The organism is Dyadobacter luteus (assembly GCF_003383615.1).
GTDB classification, from domain to species: domain Bacteria; phylum Bacteroidota; class Bacteroidia; order Cytophagales; family Spirosomataceae; genus Dyadobacter; species Dyadobacter luteus.
In genome coordinates this window covers 45,626-71,132 of record NZ_QNUL01000029.1, presented here as the reverse complement: position 1 = coordinate 71,132, position 25,507 = coordinate 45,626, and the positions used below count along the sequence as shown (strand labels likewise).

At 42.9% G+C, this 25,507-nt stretch carries 16 protein-coding genes and 1 tRNA gene; 13 read left to right on the top strand and 4 right to left on the bottom strand.

Annotation, left to right across the window (positions count from 1 at the left end; translation table 11 throughout):
- Window positions 1-11 precede the first annotated feature (11 nt).
- From recQ to DSL64_RS24425, 3 genes are all read left to right on the top strand, one after another.
- Window positions 12-2,168 carry a DNA helicase RecQ gene (recQ, locus tag DSL64_RS24435; protein WP_115833573.1) on the top strand — a complete coding sequence of 719 codons (2,157 nt, stop codon included), beginning with the start codon at window positions 12-14 and terminating at the stop codon, window positions 2,166-2,168.
- 102 nt (window positions 2,169-2,270) lie between these two features.
- Entirely contained in the window at window positions 2,271-2,654 is a 384-nt protein-coding gene (locus DSL64_RS24430) for a RidA family protein (protein ID WP_115833572.1), read from the top strand.
- A 184-nt stretch (window positions 2,655-2,838) separates the two neighbouring features.
- Window positions 2,839-3,831, top strand: a complete 993-nt coding sequence (locus tag DSL64_RS24425; protein ID WP_115833571.1) for an aspartate-semialdehyde dehydrogenase — start codon at window positions 2,839-2,841, stop codon at window positions 3,829-3,831.
- 461 nt (window positions 3,832-4,292) lie between these two features.
- Here DSL64_RS24425 and DSL64_RS24420 read toward each other — a convergent pair whose 3' ends face one another.
- Together DSL64_RS24420 and DSL64_RS24415 are read right to left on the bottom strand one after the other, a co-directional pair.
- Window positions 4,293-5,510, bottom strand: a complete 1,218-nt coding sequence (locus DSL64_RS24420; protein WP_115833570.1) for an NADH-quinone oxidoreductase subunit D — start codon at window positions 5,508-5,510, stop codon at window positions 4,293-4,295.
- A 25-nt stretch (window positions 5,511-5,535) separates the two neighbouring features.
- On the bottom strand, window positions 5,536-7,107 hold the full coding sequence (locus DSL64_RS24415) for a glycoside hydrolase family 10-like protein (protein WP_199539492.1): 1,572 nt from the start codon (window positions 7,105-7,107) through the stop codon (window positions 5,536-5,538).
- Window positions 7,108-7,437: 330 nt separating this feature from the next.
- Here DSL64_RS24415 and DSL64_RS24410 point away from each other — a divergent pair, with 330 nt between their 5' ends.
- The 5 genes from DSL64_RS24410 to DSL64_RS24390 all read left to right on the top strand — a co-directional run bounded on the left by DSL64_RS24410 (window position 7,438) and on the right by DSL64_RS24390 (window position 17,236).
- Window positions 7,438-9,252 (top strand): glycosyltransferase family protein, encoded by a 1,815-nt coding sequence (locus DSL64_RS24410; protein WP_115833568.1) that lies wholly within the window; start codon window positions 7,438-7,440, stop codon window positions 9,250-9,252.
- Window positions 9,253-9,386: 134 nt separating this feature from the next.
- Entirely contained in the window at window positions 9,387-10,220 is an 834-nt protein-coding gene (gene prmA / locus DSL64_RS24405; protein WP_115833567.1) for a 50S ribosomal protein L11 methyltransferase, read from the top strand.
- Between the two features lie 63 nt (window positions 10,221-10,283).
- Entirely contained in the window at window positions 10,284-14,960 is a 4,677-nt protein-coding gene (locus DSL64_RS24400) for a hypothetical protein (RefSeq protein WP_115833566.1), read from the top strand.
- A 141-nt stretch (window positions 14,961-15,101) separates the two neighbouring features.
- Complete coding sequence (gene plsY, locus DSL64_RS24395) at window positions 15,102-15,755, top strand: glycerol-3-phosphate 1-O-acyltransferase PlsY (RefSeq protein WP_115833565.1); 654 nt, start codon at window positions 15,102-15,104, stop codon at window positions 15,753-15,755.
- Window positions 15,756-15,874: 119 nt separating this feature from the next.
- On the top strand, window positions 15,875-17,236 hold the full coding sequence (locus DSL64_RS24390; protein ID WP_115833564.1) for a dipeptidase: 1,362 nt from the start codon (window positions 15,875-15,877) through the stop codon (window positions 17,234-17,236).
- A 67-nt stretch (window positions 17,237-17,303) separates the two neighbouring features.
- Here DSL64_RS24390 and DSL64_RS24385 read toward each other — a convergent pair whose 3' ends face one another.
- Window positions 17,304-18,527: a tetratricopeptide repeat protein gene (locus tag DSL64_RS24385; protein WP_115833563.1), complete on the bottom strand. Its 1,224-nt coding sequence runs from the start codon at window positions 18,525-18,527 to the stop codon at window positions 17,304-17,306.
- A gap of 142 nt (window positions 18,528-18,669) precedes the next feature.
- On the opposite strand from DSL64_RS24385, the gene hpt reads away from it, so the two are divergent.
- The 3 genes from hpt (at window position 18,670) to DSL64_RS24370 (ending at window position 20,780) form a co-directional block, all read left to right on the top strand.
- Window positions 18,670-19,197 carry a hypoxanthine phosphoribosyltransferase gene (gene hpt, locus DSL64_RS24380; RefSeq protein WP_115833562.1) on the top strand — a complete coding sequence of 176 codons (528 nt, stop codon included), beginning with the start codon at window positions 18,670-18,672 and terminating at the stop codon, window positions 19,195-19,197.
- 32 nt (window positions 19,198-19,229) lie between these two features.
- A complete protein-coding gene (locus DSL64_RS24375; RefSeq protein ID WP_115833561.1) occupies window positions 19,230-20,630 on the top strand; it encodes an MBL fold metallo-hydrolase RNA specificity domain-containing protein in 1,401 nt (466 codons plus the stop codon).
- Window positions 20,631-20,693: 63 nt separating this feature from the next.
- A tRNA-Leu gene (locus tag DSL64_RS24370) sits at window positions 20,694-20,780 on the top strand.
- A 122-nt stretch (window positions 20,781-20,902) separates the two neighbouring features.
- On the opposite strand, the gene nagB is transcribed toward DSL64_RS24370, so the two are convergent.
- Entirely contained in the window at window positions 20,903-22,840 is a 1,938-nt protein-coding gene (gene nagB / locus DSL64_RS24365) for a glucosamine-6-phosphate deaminase (RefSeq protein ID WP_374755844.1), read from the bottom strand.
- A 331-nt stretch (window positions 22,841-23,171) separates the two neighbouring features.
- On the opposite strand from nagB, the gene glyA reads away from it, so the two are divergent.
- Window positions 23,172-24,476 (top strand): serine hydroxymethyltransferase, encoded by a 1,305-nt coding sequence (glyA, locus tag DSL64_RS24360; RefSeq protein ID WP_115833560.1) that lies wholly within the window; start codon window positions 23,172-23,174, stop codon window positions 24,474-24,476.
- A gap of 244 nt (window positions 24,477-24,720) precedes the next feature.
- Window positions 24,721-25,422 (top strand): tetratricopeptide repeat protein, encoded by a 702-nt coding sequence (locus DSL64_RS24355; protein ID WP_115833559.1) that lies wholly within the window; start codon window positions 24,721-24,723, stop codon window positions 25,420-25,422.
- The last annotated feature ends 85 nt before the right edge of the window (window positions 25,423-25,507 follow it).

Sequence of the window (25,507 nt, the reverse complement as noted above, 5' to 3'; positions counted from 1 at the left end):
AAATTTCCTTCATGAGTATCACAAAAGAAGACATATTAAAGAAATATTTCGGTTACGATTCTTTCCGTCCTCAGCAGGCAGAGATCATTGATACCGTTATGCGTAATGAAGATTGCCTTGTATTAATGCCTACAGGTGGAGGAAAATCTGTTTGCTTTCAGATCCCTGCCCTACTCCGCCCTGGCCTTACGGTTGTCATATCCCCTCTCATCGCACTGATGAAAGATCAGGTTGAAACATTGAAAGGAAATGGGATTGAAGCTGCTTATCTTAATTCAACACTTTCATTCTCTGAGCAAGATCACATCATGTGGCGTGCGAAGATTGGGGAACTGAAATTACTTTACATCGCACCTGAACGACTTTTCTCAGGAAATACTTTTGACTTCCTGAGAGAATGGAATGTAAATCTGTTTGCCGTAGATGAATCTCACTGTATTTCATCCTGGGGCCATGATTTCCGACCTGAATACCGGCAGCTGAACCTTATCAAACAGCGTTTTCCAAAAGTACCGGTGATAGCACTGACTGCCACTGCCGATCGTGTAACACGGCGGGATATATTGAAGCAACTCGGAATAGAGCACGCAGAGACATTTGTGGCAAGTTTTAACCGGCCCAACCTTAGTCTGAGTGTACTTCCCGGACGTCAACGACTTCCTCAGATACAGCGTTTCATCAAAAAGCGCGAAGGGCAGTCAGGAATTATATATTGCCTGAGCAGAAAAAATACTGAAACTGTAGCCAATAGCCTCAATAAAGCTGGTCTTTCTGCAGCGCATTACCATGCTGGTCTGCCAGCGGAAACCCGTTCCCGTGTTCAGGAGGAATTTTTACGTGATGATGTACAAATCATCGTGGCGACTGTCGCCTTCGGAATGGGGATAGATAAATCCAACGTACGCTGGGTGATTCACTATAACCTTCCGTCCAATGTCGAAAGTTTTTATCAGGAAATAGGGCGTGCGGGACGCGACGGAACTCCATCCGATACAGTTCTTTTCTACAGCTATATGGACATCATCACCCGACAGGAGATGATTAATAATTCAGAACAGTCGGATGAGCAGAAAGAGCTGTTACATGCCAAACTAAATCGCATGAAACAATATGCTGAAGCGGATATTTGCCGCAGGCGCATACTGTTAAGCTATTTCAATGAAGCGGTTGAACAGGATTGCGGTAATTGTGATGTTTGCCAAAATCCCAGAACACGCTTTGATGCAACCGTTATTGCCCAGAAAGCACTCTCTGCAATTACCAGGACCAACGAGAAAATTGCAATGAGTATGCTGATTGATATTCTGAGAGGAAGCCAGAACCGCAGCATATTACAACATGGTTATGACAGACTCCCAACATTTGGTGTTGGACGTGATCTTCGTACAGACGAGTGGGCTGAGTACATCGGGCAACTCCTGAACTCCGGAGCTATGGATATCGCCTACGACGAAGGGCATGCTTTCAAACTTAATCCTTTCAGTAAACAAATACTGAGAGGTGAGCGTAAGATAGAACTGGTTAAATTCATTCCTCTGGCGGAGCGAAAAGCAAGAGAAGAAGAATTGATTGAAGTTCAGAAACCGAAACAGGAGATTATCCGTGATGCGTTGTTTGAAAAACTACGTTCACTACGAAAACAGTTGGCAGATGCACTCGGTCTTCCGCCCTACGTCGTTTTTACTGATGCTACATTATCAGAAATGGCTCAGAAAAGACCTGTTTCTGAGGCCCAAATGAAAGCAATATCGGGGATTGGTGCGGAAAAGTACCGGCGCTTCGGACAAACGTTTATCAACGAAATTGTAACTTTTGAGAAAGAGAATCCAGAGCCGGGAACTCGTATTGTCAAAGGAACTACGTATACCGAAACACTGGAATTATATAAGGCAGGCTATTCTGTAAAGGTCATGGGTGAGAAAAGGAATCTTAATCCTGTCACTATTTTATCTCATTTGGTAAAACTGAAAGAAGATGGTCACGACATTGATCTCAAAGCGCTGATAGATCAGAAGAGTTATCAAACCATAGCAAATGCCGCTCAGGAAATGAGTATTCGTAAAGACAGCGCACTAAAGCCATTGTTCGAGCTCCTGAATGAACAATATGATTATGGCCAGATTAAGCTGGCATTGGCTATTATGGAAGAGGAATATCCTTCATATTAGGCAAAGTTTTAAATATCATTTTTTCAACAAATAAACAGTTGTAAGGTAGAATTCTTAAAAAAGCGTCAATATCTTTACAAAAACTTTAACGCTCAATCTGAAATGTCAAGACAAAATATCCTTTCCGGATCTCCATGGGAAGATAAAATGGGCTACTGCCGTGCAGTACGCATTGGAAATATTGTGGAAGTGGCAGGCACTGTTGCTATCGTTGATGGTGATAAGGTAAAAGCCGACGATGCTTATGCTCAAACCCACAATATCATTGAAAGAATTGCAAAAGTGCTGGAAGATGCAGGAGCTAGCTTATCGGATGTTGTACGCACGCGTATTTTCACTACTAAAATCGCCCATTTCGATGAGATCGCACGGGCTCATGGTGCATTTTTCGGGGATATAAAGCCTACAACTGGTATATATGAAATCAGCGCGCTGGTATCTCCTGATTATCTTGTGGAGATAGAATTTACAGCTGTACTCGCATAACACCCGATATTTGTACTGAAATAATTGAATACGATATACTTATTCAGTACCCGTATTTTGAGAAATCAGAACAAAACACCATTTTTTCTAAATTTACACGTAAATTTGCGGCTCTTTTCAGGGCCTCTGACAAAGAGAAAATTTCAAGTTTTAATTAATAATTCATTTTAATCTTAATGCAAGAATGAAAATCGCAGTGGTAGGCGCTACCGGCTTGGTAGGCGGCGAAATCCTTAAAGTGCTCGAAGAGCGTAATTTTCCGGTAACTGAACTGTTAGCAGTGGCTTCAGAAAGATCTGTTGGTAAGGAAATTACATTCAAGGGTAAACAGATAAAGGTGATCGGGTTCGAAGATGCCATTGTAGCCAAACCTGAAATAGCGATTTTTTCTGCTGGTGGTGGTACATCACTTGAACTCGCTCCTCGTTTTGCGGAAGCAGGCATTACTGTTATCGACAACTCTTCTGCCTGGAGAATGGATCCTACGAAAAAACTCGTAGTTCCAGAAATCAACGCGAAAGAGCTGACGAAGGAAGATAAGATCATTGCAAACCCGAACTGCTCGACCATCCAGATGGTAGTTGTTCTGAATCCTTTGCATGAAAAATATAAAATCAAACGTGTAGTTGTATCAACTTACCAATCTGTTACAGGTACTGGTAAAGCTGCGGTAGATCAGTTGTTTTCTGAAAGAGCTGGCGATCATAGTAAAGGTAAAGTGTACCCGCACCAGATTGACCTGAATGTACTGCCGCATATTGACGTATTCCTTGATAACGGCTACACGAAGGAAGAAATGAAAATGACCAATGAAACCAAAAAAATCATGGGTGACGACAGCATTGCAGTAACAGCAACTACTGTCCGTATTCCAACGATTGGCGGTCACTCAGAGGCAGTTAATATTGAGTTCGAAAATGATTTCGATCTGGAAGAAGTAAGAGCTATTCTTAGCGCAGCTGATGGTGTAATTCTTCAGGATGATCCTAAAAATGCTGTTTACCCGATGCCATTGACAGCACACGGTAAGGATGAAACATTTGTAGGTCGTATCCGTCGTGACGAATCTCAACCCAATACGCTGAACTTGTGGATCGTTGCTGATAACCTACGCAAGGGTGCAGCTACCAACACAGTACAAATCGCTGAATTCCTGTTGAAAAATGAGCTTGTTTAAGCTACTCAGCAATTATAATTTCATATCTGAATAACGCAAAAAGAGCTTCTCAAAAGGAAGCTCTTTTTATATGCTTTACATCATGTTTCGTCCCTATCTGCTAACCTCTGCAGCCATTCAGACTGACTGCGTCATTCAGACCGGAACTGCCCCCTCTACCCACTGCCCTTTGCCCTAACCCCTGTAGCCGTTCAGACTGACTGCGTCATTCAGACCGGAACGTCCCTCTGCCCAATCCCCCTTGCCCTAACCTCTGTAACCGTTCAGACCTACTGCGTAGTTTCAGACCGGAACGTTGCCTCTGCCCAATGCCCTTTGCCCTAACCCCTGCATCCGTTCAGACTGACTGCGTCATTCAGACCGGAACTGCCCCCTCTACCCACTGCCCTAACCTCTGCAACAGTTCAGACCTACTGCGTAGTTCAGACCGGAACTGCCCAATGCCCTTCTCCCTATGCCCCCTACCGATCCACCTCACCCATTACCACATCAATAGATCCTATAATGGCCACAAGGTCGGCAAGTAATGCTCCTTTCGACATCTCCCCGATCACCGAAAGATTGTTGAACGAGCAAGCCCTCGCCTTGCACCGCACAGGAATATCGGACCGTCCGTCTGTTCTGAAGAAAAAGCCCAGTTCCCCTTTCGGATTTTCTGCTCTGGTATAAAAGTCCATGGCTTTCGGCCTTATCTTCTTAGGAACCAGCGCCTGAGGATCAAAATCAGATGTCCTTTTGTGCTCCTTGGTTAGCTTTTCAAGACTTTGTTCAATAATTCGTATCGACTCCCGGCACTCCAGAACACGAACCCAGGTTCTGTCCCAGCTATCGCCGACAGTCCCCAGCTTCCCTTCTCCGATCGGCACGTCAAAATCGAGCTCAGGGTATACAGAATATCCATCCACTTTTCTAAGATCATAGCGCAAGCCCGACGCTCTGAGCATGGGACCGGTACATCCGTAATTAATGGCAACCGGCAACGGAAGTACGCCAACATTAATCGTACGTTCCACAAATATTTTATTATCAATCACAAGATGCTGAAGCTCTTCCAGCTTTGGTTTCAAATACTTGATAAATTCTGCACACCTCTCTTCAAACCCTACCGGAAGGTCATAAAACAGCCCCCCGATCCAGACATAATTATAAAGCATTCTCGCTCCGCAAACCCATTCAAGCAATTTGAGTATCTGTTCACGATCCCGCATCATCCAAAGAAATGGCGTATAAGCACCAATATCCATGGCATAGGTTCCGATTGCCACAAAATGAGACGCCAACCTGTTCAGCTCAGCAACCAGTACTCTGATATATTCTACTCGTTTCGGAATGTCATTTTCAATACCCAACATCCTCTCAACGCCCATCACATAAGCATGTTCAGAATTCATTGCTGCTACGTAATCCAGCCTGTCAACATAAGGGATGATCTGATTGAAAGGTAGCGATTCTGCATGCTTTTCGAAGCATCTGTGCAAATACCCTAAATGTGGCACCACATCAACCACTACTTCTCCGTCAGTTACCACCTCCAGCCTCAACACACCGTGGGTTGAAGGGTGCTGTGGCCCCATGTTGAGCACCATTTCTTCTGTACGAAGGCTTTCGGCATTATACTTAGTAGGTGCAGATACGGTGAGGTATTCCTTCTTATACTCGTATTGAATGGCGTTACTCATAACTATGGGATGCTGAAACGGGTAATTAAAATCTGACAAGCTTTTGCTCCTGTACTTCCACACGCAAGGGACCTATTGGCCGGCTTTCGTTATGGAGCCGATCCACAGACGTAATGTAATACACATAGCGTTTTCCAGGCTGCACAGTTTTGTCTACAAACTTTTCTCCTTCGTGGCACATTCCGATGATGCGACGCGGATCGTATGCTGAAGCCTTTTCATCAGGCTCAAAACGATAAATGACATAATAAGTAGCTCCATCACCATCGGAAGCCGGATCGGGCTTCTCCCAGAATAACTCCAGGGCATTGTTAAGTAATAACGTAGCTTTCAAACTCTTCGGAGAAAGAGGCGGAATATTATCCTTCCAGGGCATTGTGGGTACCAATGCCGGGTATCTGAACAGATCCTGACGGAGCGAATCTACAAAACCCAGACTATTATTTTTAAGAGAACGTGAGCTGAAGAAAATGGCTCCGTCCGTTTCGTTTCCTCTGAAATACCTTACCTGATTGGGAATTTCCTTCGGATTGGCCCAGTTCGTATCCCGCTCTTTATAACCTACCCGGTAAGCACCCATTCCTACATAAAGATGACGTCCGAAGCTGTTATCGGTCCACCAATCTACAAGATTTTTATACGGCACTCTGTTAAATCCCGAGGAAAAATATACCTGAGGAGCTATATAATCTACCCAACCCTCCTTGATCCACTTTCGGCTGTCTGCAAAAAGATCATCATACGATGCCAAAGCGCCGTAAGTTTTAGAACCTTCAGGATCAGTACCCTTATTTCTCCAGACACCGCAGGGACTAATACCAAATTTTAGCCTTGGATTTACTTCTTGCAGCGCATCATGAATCTGCTTCACCAAAAGATTGATGTTATTCCTTCTCCAATCTGCCTTACTTGCAAATTCTTTACCGTATTTCCTGAAAGTGGCATCATCCTGAACAACCTGCCCGGGAACTACGTATGGATAAAAATAGTCATCAAAATGAATACCATCTACATCATAATTTTTAGCAACATTGACGGTCACCTGTGTGATAAAATCACGCACTTCCGGTATTCCAAAATCAAATAACTTATAGCCATCATAATTGATAATCCATTCCGGATGCGTGTAGCTGAGATTATCCGTAGACACGCTTGTTGAAGACTTATGTACAAGGCGGTTCAGGTTCAGCCAGGCATGAAATTCAAGACCCCGCTGATGCGCTTCTTTTATCATAAAATCCAGCGGATCCCAGAATGGTTCAGGTCGCCTGCCTTGTTTTCCTGTCAGCCATTCCGACCATGGTTCAGAGCTTTTTGCGTAGAATGCATCTCCTGCTGCCCTCACCTGAACAAACACAGCATTCATCCCGACTCTTTTGTGAAAATCAAGAAGAGTCGAAAATTCAGAACGTTGCTCAGATGGTGGCATAGTTTTGCTACTAGGCCAATCAATGTTATCAACAGTAGCTATCCATACAGCTCTGAATTCTCTTTTGGGGGGCAATGGGATTTCCGTTTCAGTGCTTTGAGCAACACAACCCGTCAGCAAAAAGAAGTCAAGCAGTAGGAAAAGTGTTATTACCCTAATTTTCTTCACTATAAAACGTATGCAAAATGTTAATCTGATCAAAGTAACGTAATTTGGAGCAAAGTTAGCCGAGAACTGCTTTAAATTCATCTATATGTTCAGGGTTTAGTTCTATGTAACTCTAAACAAATCAAAAGTTGCATTCTTGACTTAGTTATATTTACTTAATAGTTAGACAACTGATGAAGTGTGAAAACCAAAATAATCGCGGACTCAAATGTTGCTATTATGAATATTTTTTTTTGATATTTATTGTGTAATTACTAGGATTTTTGTGACATAACGAAACCTCCGTAATGATTTTAATTCACCGCATAACGCTAAAAACTACATCCTATATTGGAACCATTTGTCAAAACCACTAAGAATAACGTCCTCTTCGAAGTTGCATGGGAGGTTTGTAATCAGGTAGGAGGGATATATACTGTAATAAGGACTAAGGTACCTGCAATGGTCGAAAAGTGGGATGAAAACTACTTCTTGCTGGGTCCTTATTTTGAGAAAAAAGCATCATCAGAATTCGAGGAAATCACTGATCTGGATAGCTCTCCTGCTGGTCGTACCGTGAAGCGTATGCGTGAGATGGGATTCGTAGTTCACTACGGTTACTGGCTTGTTACCGGAAAGCCCCGCGTCGTGTTGTTCGATATAGAAAGCATTGCACATCAGCTGGATGCCATCAAGTTTCAACTATGGGAGCACAATAGAATTCCGACTATCAATGTCGAACATCTGGTGAATCAAACGCTTTGTTTTGGCGAAATGGTCCGCATTTTCCTTAAAGAATATGCGGAAGACAATGCCAAACGTGAAGAATTATATGCCCAGTTTCACGAATGGATGGCCAGTAGCGGATTACCCGAACTAAAAAGGGAAAACGTCAAAATTGCTACAACATTCACTACACATGCTACAATGCTGGGCCGTTATCTGGCGCAGAATGTGGAAGGATTTTACAGCAAACTCCCCTTCTTTGACTGGGAACAGGAGGCGCGTAATTATGGCATTGTAGCTCAGTGTGCTATAGAGCGCTATGCTGCCCAAAGTGCACACGTACTCACAACGGTGAGTGATGTAACAGCACGGGAATGTGAGGTTTTCCTTGGAAGAATGCCGGATCTGGTAACACCGAACGGGCTGAACGTTGTTCGTTTTCAGGCGGTTCATGAATTTCAGAACCTCCATTTAAAATACAAAGAGCGAATTCATGATTTTGTGCTGGGCCACTTCTTCCCGAGTTATTCTTTTGATCTTGATAAAACACTTTATTTCTTCACCTCAGGCAGATATGAGTTTAGTAATAAAGGATATGATCTTACACTTGAAGCGTTAGCCAGGTTAAACTGGAAGATGGTTCAGGCCAATATGGATACGACGGTTGTAATGTTTATTGTAACAAAACAGCCGTATCACTCAATCAATCCGGATGTATTACAGTCGAGAGCCGTTCTGAATGAGTTGCAGGAAACCTGTACAGCGATAGAGAAAGAGGTCGGAGAAAAACTTTTTCTTGCAGCTGCGTCGGGGACGGATCATAAAATGCCGGATCTGAACAATTTCGTGGACGAGTACTGGAGATTACGTCTCCGCAGAACGATCCAGACCTGGAAAACCGAGAATTTACCGGCATTTGTAACCCACGACCTCAAACAGGAAGATGGAATTACTGAGTTCTGTCGGAAGGCTAATCTGGTCAACAATGAGAGGGATCGTGTGAAGATCGTCTACCACCCCGACTTTATATCTTCAACAAACCCGCTTTTTGGTCTGGATTACGGTCAATTCGTTCGCGGATGCCACCTTGGTGTTTTCCCGAGTTACTACGAACCTTGGGGATATACACCTCTGGAATGTGTTGTTCGTGGCGTTCCTACGGTCACCAGCGATCTTTCCGGTTTCGGGGATTATATCATGCAGATCATGCGGGATTATGAAAACAGAGGCATTTATGTGATCAACCGCAAATCGCAGAACTACAATCAGGCGGCAGATCAGATGGCGGACATTCTCTTCAAATTTGTGAAGATGCAGCGCCGCGACCGTATCATGCAGCGTAACAGAGTGGAGAATATCTCTGACGTTTTCGACTGGATGAACCTGAGATCTTACTACGATACAGCACACGATCTGGCGGCCAAAAGAAGAAAGCCCTGATCATATTCTTACGAATATTTCACGCCCGCAAACATCCATCGAACGGTATTTGTGGGCGTTTGTGTTGTAAAAGACCTTGGATTGCTAAAAATTTTCAACACCTTCACGCAGATTTATTTTATTAACAATTTCACATGAATTACATCGAATTAGAAATACAGGCAGACTCGGATTTTTCGGAAATACTGATGGCTGAATTAGGAGAAGCCGGATTTGAATCTTTTGTTGAGACTGACGAGAGACTGCTTGCCTATATTCCTGAAACTGACTTCGAAGAAACCAAAATCACAGAAATTATAGGCAGATACCAGGAGATTACCCCCATTGTATCTTCATGGAAATCTTTGGAAAGAAAAAACTGGAACGAAGAGTGGGAAAAAAGCTACGACCCCATCGAAGTGAATAATCAGGTAAGAGTGAGAGCTACATTCCATGAGCCTAATCCCGATTTTCGATATGATCTTCTCATTCAGCCTAAAATGTCGTTTGGAACCGGTCATCATGAAACTACATGGCTGGTAATGAACGAACAACTCAGTCTTCCACACGAAGGCTTATCGGTTATGGATGTGGGATGCGGTACTGGTATTCTTGCAATACTTGCGCACAAACTGGGAGCAACAGATATCCTTGGATTTGACATAGACGAATGGGCCGTTGAAAACACGCTGGAAAACTTCGCGATGAATGGTTTACCGGAAGAAGCCAAAGTGTTTCAGGGAACTATCGACGGTGTGGCTACTGAACTCATGTTTGGCGGAATTCTGGCCAACATCAACCGCAACATTCTCCTTGCAGAAATTTCCAAATACAACGCACATCTGAAACCTGGCGGATGGCTCGTCACAAGCGGGTTTTACGAAACTGATCAGGCTGATATTGAACGTTGTGCAGAAGAAAACGGACTAAAAAAAGTCAGGTCAAATACGCGTAACCAGTGGGCAACCGTTGTATTCCAAAAGATCTGAGAAAATCCCTCTCTCATCCATAAAGTCAGGGAGGGTTTTCTGTTGAACAGCATCATCATACACATGAAAATTTTTAGATACAGTCTCCTTCTTTGCCTGTTTTTTGCGACAGTGACCGCCGCAATGGCTCAAAATGTGAAAATCGCAGAAGAACCAGGCCAGTTTATGGTTCAGCTCAAAAAGATGATGGAGGGCAGCCGCAATCCACAGTTCATCAGAGCTACGGCACAGTTGGATAGTATCTGGACTTCTTCTTTGGGCAGTGCTCAACAGGCAAAGTTCATGCAGGCAGTGAAGACCCAGCTCTCCAAAGGACAAAAGGCAGGCCCTGTGATGTTCCTGTTGATACGAAACACACATACCTTCGCTAAAAAATCCCCTAATGAGCTGGACGGTTTTCTTGATGTGGCCAATCAGGCAGGAGCAAAGTATGATGCAAAAGCTTTTCAAAAAGTCCTTGAAACGATAAGAACTATCACCGAAACCAATAAACTTTACGCTACCAATTACAATTCATTGTATTTGCTGAAAGGAAGTTATCGGTTGAAATTTGATACTACAAATGCCGTTGCAGCGAATAAAGAGGCGGCAGCAGCTGCTGCAAATGACAGCTGGGATACACCGGTAGATTCAAATTATGTTATTGCTCCTAAGTCTAACCCATTACCGGTTATTTCTGGTGCAGTGTTGGAACTTCAGAATGCAATGTTCGGAATGGTAGCTGCGGGCGACTCCGTGGTATTCGGACCAACAAACGGGGCTGTTTCTTTGCAGGATGGTATTTTTGTCGGAAAGAGCGGGCGATTCAGCTGGTCAGCTGCGGGCGATTCTTCAATTTATGTTGATCTGGATGCGTATTCGTTTAATATTTCCCAACCCAAAATCGTAGCAGAGAACGTCACCATTCATGATGAGAGGCTGCTCGCAAGTCCGGTAAAAGGGACAATGGAATACCGTGGCACAAAAAAAATAAAAGGTCAACCCGTAGCCTATCCTCGTTTTGTATCTAACGGAATTGATGCGCGGCTAAAACCCTCCCGAAAAAATATTGACTACAAAGGAGGCTATGCGCTTATCGGGACAACGATGTACAGTTCGTCTCTGAGTGAGCAGCCATCAACAGTTAAAGTTGCTTATAAAGACAAAACAGCGTTTAAAGTACAGAGTAACAAATTTGCCCTGAAAGATTCGGTCATTTCTTCGTCTTTTGTCAGCTTTTCGATGCCAATCGGCACTGATTCGCTATATCATCCCGGTGTTACATTCTCGTATAATGATGACGAAGGGCTGGTTAAACTAGGCCGTGCGGAAAAAACGGACTACGCTCCACTACCCTATCAGGATTCCTATCACAAAATGAACATCTGGGCACAAGCTATGCGCTGGAAATTCCCTAATGATAAAGTAGAATTCCTCAGGATAGATGGAAAATCGGTAGTACCCGTAAAACTGGAGTCTTTTGATTATTTCAAAAAGGAGCGTTTCAGAGGAATAAGCCAGGAATTTGGATTTCAGCCTTTGTTATTAGCTACCAACTACACACAGACGCAAAAGAAAACCAGTTTTCTTTCTGATGATCTGGCGAGGCACTTCAAGCAAAACCCTAAAATATTACGGCGCACATTAGAGCGACTTGCTCTGGATGGTTATTTCATCTATAACCAACCTACAGATGAATTTGCCCTGAGCAAGAAGGGGATTCTATATGTATTGGCTAATCTGGACAAAGCTGATTATGACAATTTTCAGGTTGTATCCCAATTTTCTGCCAATGATGAAACCGCAAATGCAACCATCACATTGGGAGATACCTTGCTCACAGTCCTTGGCGTATCCAGGTTTGTTGTGAGTGATTCTCTGAAAATTTATGGCGTACCCGGAGACAAAAAGGTAGTAATCGGACGCAACCGGAATTTCGGCATGAACGGTCAGCTGGTCGCATCCAACTATCAGTTCAGAGGACAAAATCTGAAATTCGATTATAAGCAGTTCTTTGTAAATGTAAGTCCAAACGACTCCATCACTTTTACGCCAAAGGAAAAATTTGCCAAGGGACAAAAAGGAGAAGTCGGCGGTCACGTGAAATACGAAAAAGGAGGAACGTTTTATCTGAGTGATCCTACCAATAAATCAGGTATACAGAAAGGTAAGAAGTCACCCCGACTCGTTGTTCCGGACGGTATGATGGTTTATTTCGATCAGCCCGAACGTGATCCGGTTCTCTATCCAAGAGAGGTATATTTTAAAATACCGAAGATAGATATGGACGGACTGGATCAGCGTGATGTGATTTTTGACGGGACTTTTTACGGGAATGGCATTATTCCTGATATCAAGACAATCCTGAAAAGTATGCCTGATAACTCACTCGGGTTTGAATACAAGCCTCCTGTAACCGATATGAAAATTTACGGAGGCAAGGCTTTGGCCAAATTCACCGATACGCTGGTCATGGATAATTCAGGTTTGCATTCCAAAGCTGTAATCAAGTACCTTTCTGCATCGATGACAGCCAAGGAAGTATTGCTTGCTTCTGATTCTCTTATGGCTTCGGGTGATGTTGCCAGCATTAAGGAAGCATCTATCGGAAAAGGTTATTTCCCCGCTGTAGATCTGAAAGACTATACATTACGCTGGTATCCTCATACCGACAGTATGTTTATCAATACAAGAGGTAAGTCGTTCACTTTCCACCAGGGCACAACCAATCTTGAAGGAGGACTTCTGCTCAGATCAAGCGGATTGTATGGTAATGGAAAGCTGAAACGGGCAGATTCAGAAATTACATCAGCTGATATCAAATTCAATAAGGAAGGATTTCTTTCGAATAAATCTGTCTTTTCCATCAACAGTGGGCAGGATAAAGCCACCCAAAAACTACTTACAGGAAATAATGTAAATATTGATTTTAATTTCAAAACCGGTATTGCAACTTTCCTGACCGATGAAACAGGCTTCAGCTCCGACTCATCCGGTATGCAAATTCCTACTGCTTCTTACCAAACGCTAATTGGCTCTGCCAAGTGGGACATGAATAAAAAAACCATTGTCATGAAAGGCTTTGGAGAAACCTCGTCCTATACCTCTACCAATCCTGAACAGGAAGGGTTAACGTTCCAGGGATCCGAGGCAATTTATGATGTGGGTAAAGTGACATTAAACGTAAAAGGCGTGCCTTACGTACAAACCGCCGATGTGAAAATTATCCCCGACGGAGGCTTGATCAGCATTGATTCAAAAGGAAGAATTAATCCTTTGAAAAAAGCGAGAATTGAAATTGATACGCTCAATACTTCACACAGATTGCGCGATGCTGATATCAAAATAAACTCACGGAATCACTTCGAAGGATCCGCAACTTACCAGTACATCACGGCCAGAAAAGATACATTCAATATTAAAATGCAAAACTTCGAGCTCCGCGAACTAGGCGCAGAAATTGAAGGAAAACAAAAAAAGGGCAGTGCTGCTGCAAATCAGGCTCTGAAATATTATACCACCGCGCATGCAGATATAAAAGAGGCAGATAATCTGATTCTCTCTCCACGGATTCAGTACAAGGGTGCTATTAACCTGGTAGCTTATGAACCTTCATTGAAACTGGAAGGATTTGTGAAGCCAATGATCAAATTCAGGAAAGATTTTCAGAGCTCCTGGATTGTATACAATGAGGCTCCGGGAGAGAATATATCTATCAAAATTGACAAAAACCTGAAGAACGAGCACGAGTTGCCGCTATCTGTAGGGCTTCATTTTAATGAGGCAAGAGGGTTATATATGAGCTTTTTGTCGGCCAAAGACTCCGACGGTGATGAAGACATATACCTCGCACAAGGCGCCATGAATTATGACGAAGACAACAAAGCTTTCAAAGTGACACCTCCGGCGGGTGCCGACGGGCTCATAGACGAATCCAATGTTCTGAAGTTTGATGACAAAACGGGAATCGCCAATTTTTCCGGCCCGCTGAAACTTACGTCGGCAGACTGGATGCAGGCGTCCGGCATTGTGGAAGCACAGGTAGACAGTTCGCGATTTAGTTTCAACACGATGCTATTGCTTAAAATGGCCGCTCTTGAACCAGTGTTACAGCCCATTGCTGCCAAAATTGTAGAAACGAACCTGGAAGAACAAAACAGCACGGCTGCAGAGGATGATTTCGAGCTACAGAACCGAAAACTGGCAGCAATGATTGGAGCCAAACCAACCGATGCATTTGTCAAATTATCTGCGGCAGCCTACAAACCTTTGTTCGAAGCTTCGCCCGTCATGGACGCTCCGATTGCGCTGTCCAATGTTAACCTGAACTGGTCTGCCGTACATGGGGCTTACTATTCACAAGGTCCGATAGGCGTGTCTCACTTTGGCAGAAACAATATTAATGCGCAAATGGAAGGCGTACTTGAAATAAGGAGAACGGCGGATGGTGACGAGTTTAGCTTATTCCTACAGGCATCTCCGGACATCTGGTATTATTTTGACTATCGCCAAAATGAACTGGGTGTAGTATCTTCTCAGCTTGATTTTAATGACCAGCTTACGGCAAAGTCTAAAAACGTAAAATCCAAAATGACTCTGATCTCATTGGGTACGGAAGAGAAGGATATGTTCGTCAACCGTTTCGATGATTTTTACCAGCCGGCAGTAAAAAAAGCAAAGCAGATGAAAGCTACAGTTAAGAAAAAAGTAACACCGGCAGCCGAAAAGAAAAAGAAAGAAGAACAGGCAGAAGGCTTCTGATTTGCGCTGCGTAGAATTTATTTGATCATTCGTGGCAAAAACATTAATTTTGCAGTTACGCATTATTTGCAAAAAACCATATTCTATCGTATTTTTGACAAAAACTCAATCTAATTCAAAATAAACAAGAAATAGTACAAAATGAGTGTTACCCTATTTATAATTACGATTCTTGCAGCTTATCTTCTGGGTTCAATTCCGAGTTCTGTATGGTATGGGATTGGTTATTTTGGAATTGATGTCAGAAAACATGGTAGTGGTAATGCTGGTGCAACCAACACTTTCAGAGTGCTGGGAAAACGTGCTGGTACTATCGTGATGCTGATTGATGTGATTAAAGGATGGACCGCCACTTGTATGGCTTCTATGCTGTTTTATATGGGTACTATTGGAGAAACCGAGCTCCTGATGTACAAAATCCTTTTTGGAATAATCGCAATCGTTGGTCATATCTTTCCTGTTTTTGTAAAGTTTAAAGGCGGTAAGGGAATTGCAACACTCCTGGGTATGGTACTGGCTATTCACCCCGAGCTTGCTTTGCTTAGCATTACTATATTCATACTTACCCTTTTGGCGTCTCAATATGTATCCCTGAGCTCGATACTGGCTACACTTTCCTTTCCTGTACTTTCCTGGATTGGTGTATTTGGTCATCCTGAGCCACTGCTGATCGTATTTGGTTTCGTAATGTTTGTGTTGGTGGTCTTAACACATCAGAAGAATATTGTCAGATTGATGAACGGCAACGAGAATAGGGTGAAGCTATTCGGCAAATCGAAAGCGATTCGCCACTAACAAGAAATATATCAGAATAAGCACCCCTAAGGACAAAACCTTAGGGGTTATTTTTTTTAAATTTGCCGATCTTTTTCAAATGCTGCTTTCCGTAGCAAAACTAATGAACAAACCAGATTATGAATAATTACATTGATAAAAATCGTGACAGATTCCTGAATGAACTACTTGATCTGCTTCGGATTCCATCTGTAAGCGCTGATTCAAAGTTCAAACCTGATATGATCAAAGCTGCAGAATACGTGCGTGATCGGATCAGTGAAGCCGGTGCAGACCGTGTGGAGATATTTGAAACACCCGGACATCCGGTAGTCTATGGAGAAAAAATAATAGATCCGGCGCTTCCAACAGTATTGGTATACGGTCATTATGATGTACAGCCTGCTGATCCTTATGAACTTTGGAACTCACCGCCATTTGAGCCGGTAATCAAAAATGATCGTATTTATGCTCGTGGAGCATGCGATGATAAGGGTCAGTTTTACATGCATATTAAAGCGTTGGAAACGATGCTTGCGACAGATTCGCTGACCTGCAACATCAAAATGATGATTGAGGGTGAAGAAGAAATTGGCTCATCACACCTGGAAACATTTGTGAAAGAGCACCGCGATTTGTTGAAATGTGACACCATCCTTATTTCTGATACCAGTATCATTGCCAATGATGTGCCTTCCATTGAAACCGGCCTGCGTGGACTTACATACATGGAAGTGGAAGTAGTAGGTGCAAACCGCGATTTACATTCTGGTGTATACGGCGGCGGCGTAGCGAACCCTATCAATGTGTTGTGTGAAATGATCGCTTCGCTTAAAGATGAAAACGGACATATTACCATTCCCGGATTCTACGATCAGGTTCAGGAGCTTAGTCAGGCGGAAAGAGATGCGTTGAATGCGGCTCCGTTTGATCTGGATGAATATAAAAAGGATCTGGTCATTGACGATGTAGCTGGTGAAAAAGGCTATACAACCATTGAAAGAACATCCATCCGCCCTACACTTGACGTCAACGGAATTTGGGGAGGTTATATAGGTGAAGGAGCAAAAACTGTTTTGCCGTCCAAAGCAAATGCTAAAATTTCCATGCGCCTTGTCCCTAATCAGACGGACCAAGAAATATGCGCTTTGTTCACCAAACATTTTGAATCTATTGCACCAGCATCAGTGAAAGTAAAGGTGACACCGCACCATGGTGGGTTACCTTATGTTACGCCGACAGATTCTGTTGAATACGAGGCAGCTTCACTTGCCATGGAAGAATCTTTCGGTAAAAAACCGATCCCAACACGTGGTGGAGGAAGTATTCCTATTGTAGCATTATTCGAGCAGGAACTGGGTCAGAAAAGTATCCTGATGGGCTTCGGACTGGATATCGACGCACTGCATTCTCCTAATGAGAGCTACGGACTTTTCAATTACTACAAAGGAATAGAGACTATTCCGCTTTTCTTCAAGCATTATGCAAGGTTGAAAAAGTAATAAAAAAGGGTTAAAACTGAAGATCATGTTCAGTTTTAACCCTTTCAATTTATCCGCTGATTTGCACCTACCTCCTTCTTCTTTCTTCCCGTTTCATTTTTTTTAGATTTTCAATAGCCTTCTTCGCTTCCTTATCCTGACTGGATTTTTTGTCAGCCTTGTCATCGGCCAGTTTATAATAGCGTAGTGCCTCATCATAATTCTTTTTCATCTCTGCTATTTTACCAAGTCCCAGCAACGAGGACACGTAGTATCCGGCATTCAGCGATTTGGTCTGCACTGAAAAGTCGATCGCCCGCTGATAATATTTAGCGGCCAGCTCGTAATTACGATGGTATTGCATATTATAATAAGCCAGAACATAGGCAGCGTTTCGCCCACTCACTCCTTCATATCCAGGCATATACTGATCTATCTTCGTAAGAATATTCTCAGCTGCCTTTTCCGCTTCCGCTGCTCTTCCGGTAACAAAAGCTGTCCGGCAGAAATAGCGCTCGAAATACGGATTATTCGGATAAGTCTGCCACATATACTTGGCCAGCTCATAGGCCTTGCCATACTCATTTTCCATGCTATATATCTGCAACAGGAAATACCTCGCTTCAACACGCGTGTAAAATGCGTTGTTACCCACTTTCTCCAACTGTTGCTGTCCCAGTTTCTTATTACCCTTTGGAAATAAAGCCAATATCGGCTTCAGCAAAGGATACTCCTTAGGAACCCATTCTGCGTAATAATTATAAAGACCATCACCAAACAGCAGCTCAGGAGAAAGGTCACCGTTTCCCTTACAAACCTCAAAATACTTGAGTGACTTCCTCCCGGCAAATGCAGCCTTTGTCCAGCTTTCCCGCTCTGCATAAAGCCTTCCTTTAAATGCGTAGGCAGCAGCCAGGAAAAAAGCTGGTTCTACTTTATTCTTTTCATTATCATACAATTTCTCCGCGAGCGTAATGGTTGAATCCATCTGAGCCAAAAATGCCCTGTCATGCTCTTCATTATCCGTATTAGGCACAATTTTCCACCATTCCGCCAATCCCATCAAAAAATGAGGCATCGGGTGCTTCGGATAGCGATATTTCAACCAGCGAAACTCTGCATCAGCCTCTGCAAACTTGTAATTGTAGAGCATATTGATCGCCTCAGTAGATTCAATCTGTACACTCGGATTCTTCAGGATCATGTCATAATTTTTGTCGAGATCAGCCGAAGAATATAATTGGGCAAAAACGTTGGTTGAGGAAAGCAGCGCCAGGAGGCAATATGTAGTAATATGTTGTATTCGTTTCATATCAGGGGTAATCTGTCCTATTAACGACGGAAAGTTATTTTACGTTTGCAGGGAGGTGGGTTTTTAAAAAAAGAGTTAATATTGATAAACTGAACCAATTATAAGATCCCTGCGAAGGTGATTTTTAGATATTAACTTCCTTATGATAACCATATTAGACAAAACCTTTGTTCCATTCATTGACCAGCCAACGCTAGAAAACCGGATATCACATCTGGCTTCTCAAGTGAGCGCTGACTACAAAGATCGCTGTCCGTTGTTTATTGTAGTACTTAATGGTGCTTTTTTGTTTGCAACCGAGCTTTTAAAAAGAATTCCCATCACTTGTGAAATCACTTTTGTAAAGCTTGCATCCTATGAAAATACAGGTTCAACCGGACAGGTAAGACAAATTATCGGTCTGGAAGAAAGTATAAAAGACCGCGACGTAATTGTAATCGAAGACATCGTAGACACAGGCCTCACGATGAATCATCTGATTGAACAAATATCGGCTTTTAGTCCCGCATCAGTAGAAATTGCCACTTTACTACACAAACCGGATGCATTGAAAAAACCAGTTGAAATGCGTTATATCGGATTTGAAATTGCTAATCGCTTCGTAGTAGGTTACGGTCTGGATTACAACGGGCTGGGCCGCAATCTGGATGCACTATACGTAATTGCCTGATTTAAATTTATTTCTCAAAAATCCACTCGAATATGCACATACAGTTTTTTGGAGCCGCAAGAACAGTTACCGGAAGCAAGCACCTCATCACAACCGAACAGGGAACAAAAATACTACTGGACTGTGGATTGTTCCAGGGTATTCAAACCGATGAATTTAATCGCAACCTGGGATTTAAAGCTTCTGATGTTGACTACCTGATCCTTTCACATGCACATATAGATCATTCGGGTTTGATTCCCCGACTGGTACGGCAAGGGTTTTCCGGACCTATTTATTGTACAGCACCAACGGCGGATCTGTGTAAAATTATGCTGATGGACAGCGCACATATTCAGGAGAAAGATTTGGAGAGAATCAATGAGCGCAGAAAAAAACAAGGCAGGCCCTTATTGGAAGAACTCTACGATGCTGAAGATGCGCAGAAGGCGCTGAGTCTTTTCAAAACAGTGAAATACGGACAAACTTTCCACCTGGGGCCGAACGACGAAGTAGCGGTATTTCTTACAGATGCAGCCCACTTGCTTGGAAGCGCTGCGGTACATTTGAGCGTACCGGATAAAGGCACTTTTAAACAAATTACTTTTACAGGTGATATAGGCCGTCCGGAAGACAGGATACTTCGTAAACCCGATGTTTTCCCTCAGGCTGACATCATCATTTGTGAATCGACTTATGGCGATCGACTGCATGAAAAGGAGATTGATATGCATGGACATTTGTTACAGATTGTTCATGAAACATGTGTCGAGAAACGTGGTAAACTGATTATTCCGGCATTCGCAGTCGACCGTACGCAAGAACTGATCTACGCCCTTGATCAGCTGTCAAGCTCGGGCAAATTACCCCGGATACCTGTTTACATTGACAGCCCGCTGGCTATCAACGCGACTAAAATCATGAAAGATCATGAGGATTTTTTCAACCCTGAAATTCTGGATTATATTGAAAAAGACGGTGATGCCTTCGCATTCCCCTATCTTCATTATGTATCTGACGTAAACGAATCTAAGGCTATCAACGACCGCAAAGAGCCTTGTATCATCATTTCATCCTCCGGCATGGCAGAAGCTGGCAGGATTAAACACCATATCAGGAATAATGTTGAGAAAGAAAACTGCACCATACTACTCGTAGGATATGCTTCAGCCAATACACTTGCCGGTGCTCTCAAACGGGGTGATAAGCAGGTCAATATATTCGGAGAAACCCTGGATGTGAAATGCCGGGTCGCCACTATGGATTCATTCTCGGGACACGGGGATTACAACGAAATGATTGATTTCCTTTCCTGCCAAACCCCGGAACGGGTTAAGAAAGTTTTTCTTGTTCATGGAGAATATGAAACCCAGGTTGCATTCAAGTTAAAACTGCAGGCCAAAGGATATAAAAACATCCATATTCCGGCATTATACGAGAACGTAGAAATTTAGTTAAGATTTTTTTGAAGCGTATTTGGAAACCTGTTAACTCTTGCTACTTTTGCACACCCAAATGCCGAAGTGGTGAAACTGGTAGACACGCACGTTTCAGAGGCGTGTGGGGGTTGCCCCATGCGGGTTCGAGTCCCGCCTTCGGCACCAAATGCCGCTCCTGTTCACAGGGGTGGCATTTTTGCTATTAGAACGTAGTGGGCGGGACAAAAAATAACCAGCAAGAAATGAATCCAGCCGGCTATTTTTAGTACTCTCTATATTTCAAAATTCTAGAATCTCCACCTCACAAAGGCTTCCATCGCTTCGTACTCTGCAAGACCCAGTTCATCGTACAATAACGCAGTTGCGCTGTTTCTTTCTTCAGCTCTCTGCCAGAATTCCCTTGCATCTTCACCCTGGAATACAACACCATCCTTTTGAGACTGGTGCTTGAAAATACCACGACGTTTTTTCAATACCTGATCCGGACTCATCGGCACAGCCATTTCGATCTCATGAATATCCCACTCAGCCCATGCGCCACGGTACAACCATACCCAGCAATCCTTCATGTAATTTTTATGCTTGCAACGTTCCAATGCCGCCTCTATCGCATCCCAGCATACCTTGTGCGTACCATGCGGATCAGCAAAGTCACCTGCAGCATATATCTGATGTGGTTTTATTTCTTCGATCAGGTTTTCAATGATTTTGATATCCTCTTCACCGATCGGGTTTTTCTGTACTGTACCTGTTTCGTAGAAAGGCATGTTCAGGAAGTGAGCCTGCTTGGTAGGAATACCTACGAAACGGCATGTCGCCTTCGCCTCACCTTGTCTCAAAAGACCTTTCACCTGACGAATCTCAGGTGTATCAATCTCACTGTCTTTAGTATGCTTCAGGAATTCTTTTGCATCCAGGAACAACTTATTAGCTGCCGGACTGTCAATACCGAAACCGTTGTTAAAATCAACAACGAAATCTATAAATCTCAACGCCTCGTCATCAGCAACAGCAATGTTACCTGATGTCTGATACGCAACGTGTACCTCATGTCCCTGATCCACCAGACGCTGGAAGGTTCCTCCCATAGAAATGATGTCGTCATCCGGATGCGGACTAAAAATCAAAACACGTTTTTTAGCTGGCTGAGCACGTTCCGGACGATTGGTATCATCCGCATTCGGCTTACCTCCCGGCCAACCGGTAATTGTATGTTGTAACTGATTAAATACATTGATGTTGATTTCATAACCTGCTCCGTATTGAGCAAGCAAATCACTCATACCATTGTCATTATAATCTTTATCCGTTAGTTTCAGAATAGGCTTTCTAAGGCTCTGTGACAAGTGCGTCACTGCCTTTTTGATCATTTTATTATCCCATACTACCGAATCTACTGCCCATGGTGTTTTCACACGCGTAAGTTCAGTGGCAGCACTTTCATCCACTACGAAAGATACATTCGTATGTGCCTGCAGGTAAGAAGCTGGATTACGTTCTGTTACCGGCCCTTCTACAGCGCTGCGAATTACAGACGCTTTCCTTTCTCCCCAGGCAAGCAAAACAATACGGCGCGCACTCAAAATCGGAGCAACACCCAATGTAATCGCTTTACGAGGCACTTTATGTAATCCACCAAATTCCATAGCTGCTGCTGCTCTGGTCGAATGGTCAAGTGTGATAAGTCTTGTGTGAGAATTGATCAGAGAACCCGGTTCGTTGAAACCGACGTGTCCGTTTCCTCCGATTCCCAGCAACTGAAAATCCAGGCCACCCACAGCATTGATCTTATTCTCATAAGAAATACAATATTCTCTCAGCATAGCCGGAGGAATTGTACCATCGGGAATAAAGTAATTCTCTTTTGGAATATCCACATGATTGAACAGCTGCTCCTTCATGAACCGGTGGTAGCTATAAATAGAATCCGGCTCCATCTGGTAATATTCATCCAGATTGAATGAAATCACATTTTTAAAGCTCAACCCTTCTTCTCTATGCATTTTGACAAGCTTGGCATATACGGTTTTGGGCGAAGAGCCGGTTGCCAAACCTAATACACACATTTTACCTTCTTTTTGCTTTTTACGGATTAACTCCGCAATCTCCAGCGCAACGGCAGTAGAGGCCTCTTTTGAGTCAGCAAAAATCTGGGTTGGAATTTTTTCGTAGGTAATCGGTTGGCCAACAGTTCCGTTTGTAGCGTTGGTATCCGCTGTTTGCATCAGCATTGTTTCCGGATTCACAGTCTTAATGTCCATTTGTGGTTGTTTGACGGGATTTTAAGAATAGGAAGTAAGCAGGTTTCGAAGTCCCTGCTTACGCATCGATTTACAAAAATACGATTCGAAAGTCAATATTATTAAAAAAATTTAAAAATAACTTTTCCCTGAATATACTCTTTGAAAACACTAAAAGGCTACCGGTTTATACTGTATTTAAAGCATGAAGTGACTACCATTAAGGAGAAAGTGTTGTGTATTTTTTCTTTCCACGATAATTGCTTGTATTTTTGCGGCTTAATCTACATTCAACATCATTTTTCTGTTAAATCCCATGTCTACACTCACAAGCGTTGTACGTGACACTGCCATTTTCGACCTGATCAATAAAGAAAAAAATCGTCAGGAAGAAGGTATCGAACTGATTGCTTCCGAGAACTTTACCTCAAAACAGGTAATGGAAGCTGCCGGAAGTGTGCTAACTAATAAATACGCCGAAGGACTTCCTGGAAAAAGATATTACGGAGGATGTGAGGTTGTAGATGAAATCGAGCAAATCGCAATCGACAGACTTAAGGAACTTTTCGGAGCAACTTGGGCCAATGTGCAGCCTCACTCAGGTGCACAGGCGAATACAGCTGTATTTTTGGCCTGCCTTAATCCTGGCGACAAAATTATGGGCTTCAACCTGGCACATGGCGGACACCTTTCTCATGGTTCTCCTGTTAATATTTCGGGTAAATATTTTCAACCTGTATTTTATGGTGTAGAGGCTGAAACTGGTCTTATCAACTGGGATAAAGTAGAGGAAACTGCCGTAAAAGAGAAACCGAAATTGTTGATCTGTGGTGCTTCTGCATATAGCCGTGATTGGGATTACGAGCGTCTGCGTGCCATCGCTGACCAGGTAGGTGCTTTGCTGATGGCTGACATCGCTCACCCTGCAGGTCTTATTGCTAAAGGTTTACTTAAGGATCCATTTGATCACTGCCATGTTGTAACAACTACAACTCATAAGACATTACGCGGACCTCGTGGTGGTGTGATTATGATGCGTAACGATTTTGAGAACCCATTCGGAATCACTACTCCGAAAGGACAACTTCGTACGATGTCATCTTTGTTGGATTCAGGCGTTTTCCCTGGAACACAAGGTGGACCATTGGAACACATTATTGCTGCAAAAGCGATCGCATTTGGAGAAGCGTTAGGAGAAGGATACTACAACTACGCTACGCAGGTTGCTAAAAATGCACAGGCAATGGCGAAAGCATTTACTGAAAAAGGTTACAGAATTATCTCTGGCGGAACAGAAAACCATTTAATGCTGATTGATCTTCGTTCTAAAAACGGAGTTGAAACTGCAATGACTGGTAAACTTGCTGAGAATACTTTGATAAAAGCAGATATTACTATCAACAAAAACATGGTTCCTTTTGACGAGAAATCGCCGATGGTAACTTCTGGTATGCGTGTAGGAACTGCTGCTATGACCACCCGTGGATTGGTAGAAACAGACATGGCTCGTATCGTTGATATGATTGACACTGTATTGGTAAATCACGACAACGACAGCAAAATAGCAGCTGTGAAACAGGAGGTTAATACCTGGATGAAAGATTTCCCATTGTATAGCTAATACAATCCCGGTATAGAAAATAAACGGCATGGTATTCAATATTGTTTACTATGCCGTTTATTTTTTATCGTGCTAAATCTATTTTGATACGACATTCATTTCTATCAAAATGCAGGATATAAATGACACAAGTCTGACAACGGAAAGTATAGTAATATTAAGAACTTAAAGAATTGTGTGCTAAGATGTTTTGACTTAATAAAGTTTTCATAACTTTGCACTCCAAAATTGAATTCTAATTGATATGAGCAAGAAAAACACGGACGAGTCCGGTTTTGAAATTATTGAAACACCCGAGGCTCTGGCCGGACAAATCAGTAAAGCAGAAGTTTTCTTCCTGAAAAACCGTAGTGTGGTTTTCGGTATCGGCGGCGTTATTTTGCTTGCTGTTGTAGCTTTTGCAGGTTATCGTTTCTATATCGATAGCCAGGAAGGAACTGCACAGACTGCGCTTGCTAATGTCGTTTACGATTTTGAGGCTGATTCTCTTCAAAAAGCTTTGAACGGTAGTGGTGGAAACGAAGGTCTTTTGTCTATCGCAGATAGCTACAAAGGAACAGATGCAAGTAACCTTGCTACTTTCTACGCAGGTGTTGCTTTGTTGAAAGAAGGGAAATATGACGAAGCGATTACTCGTCTGCAGGCATTCAGCTCATCTGATCTGTTGCTACATGCTCGTGCTCAATCTCTGATAGGAGATGCTTATCTTGAAAAAAATCAAGCTGCAGAAGCTATTTCTTATTACAAGAAAGCTTCTGAATATGAAAAAAATGAATTCTTTACACCAGTTTATCTGATGAAACTTGCTCTTGCACAAGAGAAGGGAAATCAGGCGGCTGATGCTGTTTCTACGTATAAACGTGTTATCGATGAGTTTCCACTTTCCTCGGAAGTTGTGAACGCTAAGAAATACATCGGATTATTGGAAGGACAGGCCGGCAAATAATGTTTCATTATTTCTGTTCTTAAAAGGATAAAGCCGATAACGGTTTTATCCTTTTTTTTGTTCCGGATATATATTGTTTTAAATG